Here is a 9644-nt window from a genome sequence, read left to right on the forward strand (position 1 = left end):
AACTGGTGTAAATTCATGTAATCTTTTCTTTTTGCATATTATCGCTGAACGAAGTGAAATTTTATACTTCAAGTTATCTGATGAATCCGAAAGAAGCGCCTCTAAACCTGTAGCAATATCTAATATAGAATCATCTCTATTCGTTCTTAAATCGGATTCAAATAGCTTACGTTTCGCCAAAGCCAGTTTATTGTTATTTGTGTCAAGGTTGAAATATTTCTTTATTTCGACTTAATTGCTTCTTAGTAATAACCTTCTTTTCATGCCAGATTCCTTCTTCATAATGTGGCGGATATTTTTTCAATGCAAAAACATCAACGTCAGGTAAGTTTGCAAGCCAATTCTCTTCGAAACCAACTGGCTTGCAAATCAACTGGCAAAACCCCACTGAGTCATTTATGACTAACCGGATAATAGAAAAAAGCTTTAGAACTAAATCGTAATTCCCAGCAACTTTCTCTTCCAAGATTTTATGTCTATCGCTTCGGTTGTTGTTAGAAATATCTGTCAATTGATTATTGATAATTATGGCGTGAGTCGCAGCACCGACAACATGCTTATGAGCTACTATTTTGCTAGGTAAACTAAAGTTGCGACTTAACTGAAGGTTTTTATCGATTTCTTGGATTCTAATGTTCTCATTGATTTGAAATTTCGTACAGTCAGGTTGGTGAATAAGAATAGGTACTAAAAGCTCATATTCTACAGTTTCTTTTGTAATAGAAAATATCCAGTTATCTATTTTTTGACGTTTAATTCTCGAGTTTATATCATGGTCTTTTGAAGTGTGGATTATAGCATCAATCAGAGATCGTAAAGTTTCGAGAATGGAAAACTTCAAAAACTCCGTTTTCAATTCATCTGGCAAATCCCTATCCTGAAAATCGAAGAAAGCTGCTATGTCTGCATTACTGAAAAAGTGATCTATCAGTGTTTGCCATGATTCCAATACAACATCTTCCTTAGAATCAAATAGAATTTTCGCATAACTTACCTCAAATCCATAGTAAGCTGGTGTTATTGAAAACGCAGGTAGACCAGATGAGAATTCTGACATTGAAGGAAAGTCCGCATGTTTCGGAAGGTAAAAACTATCAAACCCTCTAGATTTTAACTCTGTATATCTTTCTAAAGCCAGACTGATTCCATCGTCAACAGCTTTTGTAATAATCTCTCTTAACTTTTGAATTTTACTTTGAGTCATTAAATTCATTGTTTCTGCCTCTAATATAAAGCATCTTCACTTCTTGTAGTACATTAGAAGGATATTAAGGCAACGTTAACTATGGATTAAAATGGAGCTTAACGTAAGTTATAGCAGTTTAGGGGGAGGAAATTAAGTTTCTAGTATCACCATAAGTTTAGAGTGCCTTTCAGAACACATCAAATAGCACTACTCAATAAAAAACTATACTTTCTGATGAAACGCTGCCTCTCAAAAGAGCTCCAATAAGAAGTTTGAAAGAATGATTCTACCGGAACCCATTCTCGATCTACCATTTCCAGCGCAGCCTTCATAGAGATACGTCTCTTTTTATTTAGTACCTGAGAGCGGGTAGACCGGTTGGGTAAGACTTCCTTTAATTGGTCTAAGTTCAGTTCGCCACTTTCCAGCTTGGAATTAAGTAGTGCTATAAGATCAGGAGGAGAGATAGCATAACAGTGCTGTTCATAGGCCCAAACCAGTTCACTTAGTAGATCCAATTCTTCCCAGGCCAGGGTACCCGGGTGCAGCGTCGATAAGTTCGTCGATTCAGGCAAAAGCTGCATCGAGCTTGGCCTCGCTGCGGATAAGTTTGGGAATGATTACTGCATCCTTCATATTGTCGTTACGTCAATTTTATTATGTTCGGCGTGCGCACCTACAAACCGAATGTAGGCTGGTCTGGTCTGATAAGCAATTTTCGAAATAGAAACAAGGAATTGAAAGGAACCCTACAGAACGATTTCAAGAGCTATTGCGTAGATTAACCAACAATTACTTCAACCTCTTATATTAGCGTGGTGAACATTTATCAAACGAATAAGGAAAAGTATCAAGCGACAGTTAAAAGTTTAGCTAGTAAGCTACAGGAGCTTTCGTGGTATCGCTTGGTTGCTTTCGTATTCTCGGTTTTTCTTATTGTTCTTTTTGCCAGCGAGGGAGCAATAGCCTTAGTTCTTATAGTTGCTCTATTCGGCGGACTGGGGTTTGCTGCGCTTATGAAGCGGTACAATAAAACATCCTACCAAAAAAATCAGGCGACTTTCTTAGCTGAGGTTAATGAACAAGAGATTCAGCGACTACAAAACAATTTATCTTTACTTCCCAGCGGACAAACGTTCACGAAGCACGACCATCCGTACGTAGCGGACTTAGACGTCTTCGGAACTCATTCGCTCTATCGATTGATCAACCGAGCTACCACCGAGTCGGGGCGCGAGTGCTTGGCTGAATGGTTATCAGAACCGGCTACCAAAGAGGCGATAATAGCGAGGCAGGAAGCAGTTGAAGAGCTATCTCCTCAATTGGCGTGGCGGCAGGAGTTTCAGGCTTCGGGAATGCACTTCACCAACGCCAAAAGCGATTACCGTAAGCTCCTAGACTGGTTGGAAACTCCAACTCAGCTATTACTTCATCGGAACAAATATTTAATAGCGAGTATCGCCTTGGCTGTTCTAACTACTGCGGCCCTGCTGTATCATTTTCTGTACGCATACACCTCCGGTTTTATCGTCCATACCCTTCCTTTAATTATGATGCTAATCATTAACACGCTGTTTCTGAGAAGAGTGAAAAGCGTTGCTGAAGCGATTATCAATAACACTCACCAGAACGTTAAGATACTGGGTGGGTACCAGGCGCTCATTCTCAAAATTGAGGCGGGAGAATTCAGTGCTAAGCACCTTCAGCAACTTCGGTCAGTGTTTACTCAAGGGAACTACTCGGCAGCTCAGGAGATTAACAAGATAAAACGGATACTGGGGATAGCCCAACTAAAAGGGACTAACGGTATGCTAAGTAATCAGTTCTACCCAGTGCTTAACACATTTTGGCTTATTGATGTCTACTGGATTCTTGCTGCCGAAAAATGGAAGACGGCCAACGCTTCGCACCTCAGAATATGGGCGAAAGCCGTGGGCGAATTTGAAACACTGAGCAGTCTGGCTGGCTTTTCGTATTCAAACCCCAGTTACACCTTTCCGAAGATAAAAGAGGGGGCATGCACTATCCATTTCGGTGCACTCGGGCACCCTCTGCTAAAACCCGAAGGTAGAATTTGTAATGATTTTAATCTCAAATCATCAGATAATATCGTGATGATTACCGGTTCTAATATGGCTGGAAAAAGCACCTTCCTAAGAACCGTTGGAGTAAATATCGTACTGGGACTGATGGGTGCCCCCTGCTGCGCTGATACTGCCGAACTAACCGCAATGCAGCTGTTCACCAGTATGCGTACCCAAGATAACCTAGAAGAAGGGATCTCCTCGTTTAATGCTGAGTTAAGAAAAGTAGAGCAGCTTTTGAAATTGATTCAACAGGGAGAACCTGTTTTCTTTCTGCTAGACGAAATGTTTAAAGGTACCAACTCTAAGGACCGTCATCGGGGAGGGTTTTCATTGATCAAGCAATTGCAGGAGCTTAATGCGTTCGGTATGATATCGACGCACGATTTAGATTTAGCCGATGTGGCTGGCAAGCATAATCTTGTGACTAACTACAGCTTTAATAGTGAGATACAGGAGGGAGATATGACTTTTGACTACCGTCTCACTCCCGGCCTATGTAAAGATTTTAATGCCAGCGAGCTAATGAGAAGAAGTGGTATCAACGTACTAACCGAATTCAGTTTCTCTTAGTGTGCTATGAAGAGTACTAGCCAAGCTAGCCGATGAAACACAAATTGGCTGATTAGCAACTACCCATTTAGCGCGATGGCACCACAATTCCCAAAGCTTCCAGTAATTGGGGATCTTCTTTTAGAGCTACTTTAGCAATATACTTTAGCTCCTTTACCCAAGCGTGTAGTTGTACTAGTGAACGATTACGCTGCTCAGTGGCCTGTTGTGCCTGAGCGCGTAGATGTAAGCGTTCACTACGAGATGTTGATAACGATTCTACCTCGGATAATGCTTGCCCCCAAACCTCGGTGCTTAGCCCGTACCGCTGCTCAATCGCCTCTTTATAGGTTGATACCTTGCTATAAAAGTGCAGTGCTTGCTCGATCCAGGTTTGCTGCTGCTTAGGAGTGGGACGATCTATCTTTAGCTTACGGAGAATCGTAGGCTGATTGCGATATACTGTTCGGGCCAAATTCACGTAGCCTTGGTAGGTAGCTCTGGCACTCTGAAAGTCAGTTAACCACGATTGAGAGGTCTCATAGCGAGCTTCTTGCTGATCTTCCATCATGGTTTTTAGCTGGATAGCTATTTTTAGTAAGGTCTCTCCCTCCTTAATTCGTTTCGCAGGAAAGCCGTAATTAGCTAAGCTTTTTTGTATTTGCGGATTACGAGCAACGTTGGCAATAATAAGCTCCGCCTCATTTATGATTTGAGAAACATTCTGTACCTTCATAATTAAATCTGTTAACTATCTAGAACAATAAGCAATACATATTTTAAAATAATATATAGCAAAGATAACATATAAGCATAATATATACTTTAATAGTTATAGTTAAAATTATATATGTAATATAAAACACTTCATTGCGCCAATCGCTTTATTACCTATCATTTTGTCTCATCTACTGCAAGTAATACTGCGGGAATCTGCCTATACCTTGCATATCTATTACATCCAACCACGTAGCACTCATAATTCTTACGTGCATTGCAGTTCTTGAGGGGGTAGCACTAGCGGAGAATATAGTCGGTGATAGTGCCAGTCTATAATAAGTGGTTGGGAATTCCAGCAACGCCTCTGATTATCTACCAGATCGCTCGTTCATTCCTGTACTCACCATTGCTAAGTACTGGGGTGTGCTACCGCCTATCGGAATGGTGGAGGCTGAGCCGTTAGAATATTTACCGTATGCCTTCTACATCACCTCTATAAAAGCGTCAGTCGCAGTACATCCTATTTAACTTATGACAAGCTGAAGATTATGTTGACTGGTTTTGTCGTGAACCAAAGGGGTCGTGTATCTACCGGTAAACACCTTCCACTAGTTAGCATAGGGATAGTATTGCTTATGCATTTGTTTAATATATACTTGCAAAAAATCAACAAAATTCGGTATATTGTGTTATACGCCAGGCAGCTATTCATTCAGTCGTGCTTCCACCATCTATCACTAGTGTGGAAAACTGAAATCGCTTATCTATGAACGAACAGGAAAGAATTCAAGATTTACTAAGCTATGAGATATTAGATACTTCGCCAGAGAGAGAGCTAGATGAGTTAGTAGAAATAGCTTCAGCAATATGTGATACTCCTATTGCCCTTATCACGCTTCTTGACCAAGAACGTCAGTGGTGTAAAGCTAAGATAGGCATGGATGTTACCTACCATCATCGGAAGGACTCTTTCTGTCAGTATGCGCTCAGCAAGCCCGACGAGGTTTTAGTAGCCGATGATCCATTACACGATGCTCGTTTCAAAGATATTCCCATTGTTGTAGGTGAACCTCATATACGCTTTTACGCGGGGGCTCCCATTCAAACATCTAGAGGCAGCGTATTAGGAACTTTATGTGTATTGGATAGCAGGCCCCATAAAATTTCGGAGACTGAAAAGAAAGCCCTTATCCTCTTAGCTAAAAAAGTTATAGACTTCTTGGATATCCGCAAGGAACTTATTGAACAGCGCAGAAATAGTAAGTTGAGTACTACTCAACTGATAAACCTCACCGATCAGGTACCGGGAGTAGTTTACCAGTTTCGAATGAATACTCAGAAGGCTATGTCATTTGACTTTCTCAGTAAGGGTATATCGGCGTTTTATCCTGATCTTAATCCAGAGAGTATAAAAGAGAATGTACAGTTAATCTTTGATTTTATTCATCCGGAAGACCTACCAAATGTAATACAAGAGATTCATGAGTCATTTCAAAAGGTTAGTCCTCTCAATATGGAATATCGCGTGCTAATGCGAGATAATACTGTCCGATGGTTTACCTGCAAATCTGTACCGGAAAAATTAGAGGATGGTAGTGTAATCTGGTACGGAATCTTTCAGGACGTTACGAATAGGAAGGAATATGAAGAAACTCTGGAACAGATTTCTTTCGACATATCTCATATAATACGCCGCCCTATTAGTAGTCTGCTTGGCTTAGTGGCCCTCAGCGACAACAAGAATTTGAGTGCTGAGCAGCTTAAAGAGCATGCTCGCTACATTAAAATAGTGGCTGATGAGCTAGACGAATTTACCCGTAAGCTTCACGATGTTTACGACAGAAGAAAGACTAGGAAGTAAGGAGGGCCGATTAATGCTTTGTTCACTAGCCTATTTTCTCTAACTTTCGTAAGCATCTTTATCTAACCTTTATCTGCTATGCGCACTTTTTCCCTATTGCTAGTATTGGCTGTATACTTTACTGGCTGCACTTCTCCATCAGCCTCAGAAGAAACTTCCCGCTTAGGAAGTATTGAGCTGGCCGTAACCGGCGAGTCCGAAGCTCTTCCCCACTTCAAAAGAGGTCTACTGCTACTTCATAGTTTTGAGTATCGCGATGCTCGTCAAGAATTTCTGAAAGCCCAAGAGCTTGATCCTGATTTAGCGATGGCTTATTGGGGTGAGGCGATGAGCTATCACCACGGGCTGTGGAGCGAACAGGATTACGAAGCGGGGACGGCTGCCCTGCAGAAACTTAACGATAAAGTTCGCGCTAAGGTAAGCCCCCTAGAGCAAGACTTTCTGAAAGCAATGGATATACTCTACGCCACCGATCAACCTAAGCCCGAACGTGATCAGGCCTACGCTAGTTACATGAAAGATATGCACCAACGCTACCCCGATAACCACGAGGTAGCCGCTTTCTATGCTCTTTCACTGCTCGGTTCGGTAGAAGACCGCGACAACGAAGTGTACGAACAAGGCGCAGCCATTGCTCAAAACATACTAACCAAAAATGCCCAACACCCGGGTGCTCTGCATTACCTTATTCATTCTTACGATGATCCTACTCATGCCTTTAGGGCATTAGATGCCGCCAATAAATACGCTAAAGTTGCGCCCGATGCCAGCCACGCCCTGCATATGCCTTCTCATATCTACGTAGCGCTAGGTATGTGGGGCAATGTAGTATCTTCCAATGAAGCATCTTACGAAGCTAGTGTTGCTAAAATGGAGCGAGAAGACAAGGATAACGACGGACGTAGCTACCACGCCTACCACTGGTTGCAGTACGGCTATTTGCAACAGGGGCGTCAGGCTAATGCTGAAGAACTACTAAAAAATATGCAGCAGTACGCTACCAAAACTCCTTCCAAGTACGCCCGCCGTCATTTGGCTTACATGCGAGGCACCTATCTGGTAGAAACTGATCGTTGGAATAGCCCATGGACTGAACTAGCGGTAGACGTATCTGATCTAAATATTCTAGTAAAAGCCCTGAACAACTTCACTGATGGCATGACTGCCTTCCAACAACAAAATACTGAAGGTGTTCAGCAAGCTATCACTACCATTGAAGAAAATATAGAACAGGAAAAAGTGCGAGTACAAAACCAAAACATTGCTACTTGCAGTGCGCTCACCCGTGAGGTGCCTAGCCAGTTAGACATAGATTACGCAAATGTGATGGCACTGGAACTGAAAGCTTTACACGCACTTTTAAAACAAAACAACCAAGAAGCTGAACGCTATATGCAGGAAGCTATTGCCTTGGACGAAAGTGTTAGCTACTCCTACGGCCCGCCTCTAATTGTAAAACCTACTCGCGAACTGTACGGCGAATGGCTACTAAAGAGTAATCGTCCGCAGGAAGCTCTAGAGCAATTTGAAAAAGGGTTAGAACGCGCTCCTAAGCGAGTGCGATTACTACAGGGTAAGCGACAAGCAGCTGAGGCAGTAGGTGACGATACGTTGGCTCAGGAGACTGAAGAAACGCTAAACGAGATTGGTCAGGCTGATGAGGCAGCGGTGTAGCTACTCCAGTATCTCTCGGAGCACCGCAATGGATTTAAGCTCACCAAAACCACTCACGTGCCGCTGATAGTACTTGATAAGATCGTCTAGTAATAGTCGTCGGGTAGCATTACTCATTTTTACCGAGCTAGTGTACGGGCTCTGCAGAAGTAGATCCAGCACCTGCCGGTCTTGTTCATCAATAGTTGGCTTACCAATGTACTCGTACACTTCATTAAATAGATCATCGGCGGTTGCAGGAGCAAAACCTAAGTAGCGACTTAGTTTTAGCATGAGTTGAAGGTGAAAATTTTCGTAGTGTCCTTCCAAATGATCAAACATTTGCAGCGAGTAGCGCAAAAACTCAAATTGGTTGGTATTACTTTCCTCTTCTTTTAGGCACTTATTGAGCACCTCCGTTACAAACATCGCAATACTAGACTTGCGGAAGTCGTAGGGTATACTCTGGTAGGGTTCCGGGCATTTGATTTCCGAAATACGGTTCAATCCGGCATTACGCTTGTAGTAGACGACAAGTTCAAGTAGGGTAAGTGGCTGAAAAAAAGATATTTTGCTCTTACTCCTCTTATTGCTACCACGCACCCCATTTACAATATAGGACTGCAACCCAAAGTCTTCGGTATAAATGCGCGTAACGATTGACGTTTCACGATACTTAATAAAATTCAGAACAATCCCTCGGGTTTTGTGTAGCATAGTGCTTTATAATGCCTACTGTTTAATCTAAAAATAGGCATATAAGTTCTGTCATCTATGCTGACCCATTAGTTCTAAGGCCGAATAAGCTTTGTTCGGTTATATTGATGTTGACTACCCAATAATAACTACACCCATCGAAGACCATAACCATCTCCTTTTTCCAATGCTCACTCTCGTTCTTTGACAAACCTCTCATCCTATCGGATATAGAATATCTATCCCACTCAAAGATCGTATAGATTATGCTATCTCCTTCCTGATTAATATATCCAAAGTACTGCCTTCTGTAATTGTTAAGGTTTTTGTGGATCACTGGGCAATTTTTCCCTTGATTAACCCTCTCCCTATTCTCTTGCCTCAAATTGTTTTTTAAAACTTCTTCTGCTTCTTGAATATTATGCAGAGTTGGACTGAATCTCTTCTCGCTCTTAAAACAATAAGTGCAGTCTGTATCTTCTGAGAAAATAACTCCTTGAAACCCTTTACTTTCTACTACCATAGAATATTGGGTCGGCTGCTCTACGATTTTGAGAGGTGACTTGCAAGACAAATACAGAGATGTTAAGAATAGAAAGAAGATTATCTTCACAGCAAGAATCACTTCTTAAGCTCCATAACTTCTTCATTCGCTACTATTTCGGAAGCAACGTTAAGCCGGCCCTACTATCTTCCCCTTTCAAACGAGGGTACATACGTAAAATATCTTGATGGTCTGCGCCCTCCGATAGTTTTTTTAGAATAATTTCTACTGTAATTCTTGTGCCTTTAATCACGGGTTTACCCAGCATAATTTCATGGTTTGACACAATCCTATCTCGATACTTCATAACAAATGTTCATGTTGATTAGAACTAAGACATAACAAATT

Annotated in this window: 11 protein-coding genes; 4 read left to right on the forward strand and 7 right to left on the reverse strand. The window is 41.7% G+C overall.

The annotated features are described in order from the left end of the window. The 3 genes from WBA23_RS13940 to WBA23_RS13950 all read right to left on the reverse strand — a co-directional run. Positions 1–180 (reverse strand): hypothetical protein (locus tag WBA23_RS13940; protein WP_424582888.1); only part of this gene is annotated, 180 nt, incomplete at its 3' end. 22 nt (positions 181–202) lie between these two features. Continuing rightward, entirely contained in the window at positions 203–1213 is a 1011-nt protein-coding gene (locus tag WBA23_RS13945) for a hypothetical protein (protein ID WP_424582889.1), read from the reverse strand. A gap of 170 nt (positions 1214–1383) precedes the next feature. Then, the gene (locus WBA23_RS13950) at positions 1384–1761 is read right to left on the reverse strand and encodes a hypothetical protein (protein WP_424582890.1); all 378 of its coding nucleotides are present in this window, start codon (positions 1759–1761) and stop codon (positions 1384–1386) included. A gap of 240 nt (positions 1762–2001) precedes the next feature. Between WBA23_RS13950 and WBA23_RS13955 the strand changes: the two genes are divergently transcribed. Continuing rightward, positions 2002–3843: a MutS-related protein gene (locus WBA23_RS13955; protein ID WP_424582891.1), complete on the forward strand. Its 1842-nt coding sequence runs from the start codon at positions 2002–2004 to the stop codon at positions 3841–3843. 67 nt (positions 3844–3910) lie between these two features. On the opposite strand, the gene WBA23_RS13960 is transcribed toward WBA23_RS13955, so the two are convergent. Continuing rightward, positions 3911–4558: a hypothetical protein gene (locus WBA23_RS13960; protein ID WP_424582892.1), complete on the reverse strand. Its 648-nt coding sequence runs from the start codon at positions 4556–4558 to the stop codon at positions 3911–3913. Between the two features lie 323 nt (positions 4559–4881). Between WBA23_RS13960 and WBA23_RS13965 the strand changes: the two genes are divergently transcribed. The 3 genes from WBA23_RS13965 (at position 4882) to WBA23_RS13975 (ending at position 8077) form a co-directional block, all read left to right on the forward strand. Then, a complete protein-coding gene (locus tag WBA23_RS13965; protein ID WP_424582893.1) occupies positions 4882–5070 on the forward strand; it encodes a hypothetical protein in 189 nt (62 codons plus the stop codon). 238 nt (positions 5071–5308) lie between these two features. Further along, positions 5309–6403, forward strand: coding sequence for a GAF domain-containing protein (locus tag WBA23_RS13970; protein ID WP_424582894.1), 1095 nt, complete (start codon positions 5309–5311; stop codon positions 6401–6403). Positions 6404–6481: 78 nt separating this feature from the next. Next, a complete protein-coding gene (locus WBA23_RS13975) occupies positions 6482–8077 on the forward strand; it encodes a hypothetical protein (protein WP_424582895.1) in 1596 nt (531 codons plus the stop codon). Here the strand turns inward: WBA23_RS13975 and recO are convergent, their stop codons facing one another. The 3 genes from recO to WBA23_RS13990 form a co-directional block, all read right to left on the reverse strand. Further along, positions 8078–8773, reverse strand: coding sequence for a DNA repair protein RecO (gene recO / locus WBA23_RS13980; protein WP_424582896.1), 696 nt, complete (start codon positions 8771–8773; stop codon positions 8078–8080). A gap of 55 nt (positions 8774–8828) precedes the next feature. Beyond that, positions 8829–9275: a hypothetical protein gene (locus WBA23_RS13985; RefSeq protein WP_424582897.1), complete on the reverse strand. Its 447-nt coding sequence runs from the start codon at positions 9273–9275 to the stop codon at positions 8829–8831. A 133-nt stretch (positions 9276–9408) separates the two neighbouring features. After that, on the reverse strand, positions 9409–9603 hold the full coding sequence (locus WBA23_RS13990; protein ID WP_424582898.1) for a DUF433 domain-containing protein: 195 nt from the start codon (positions 9601–9603) through the stop codon (positions 9409–9411). Positions 9604–9644 lie beyond the last annotated feature (41 nt).

The organism is Tunicatimonas sp. (assembly GCF_049647865.1).
Lineage (GTDB): Bacteria > Bacteroidota > Bacteroidia > Cytophagales > Cyclobacteriaceae > Tunicatimonas.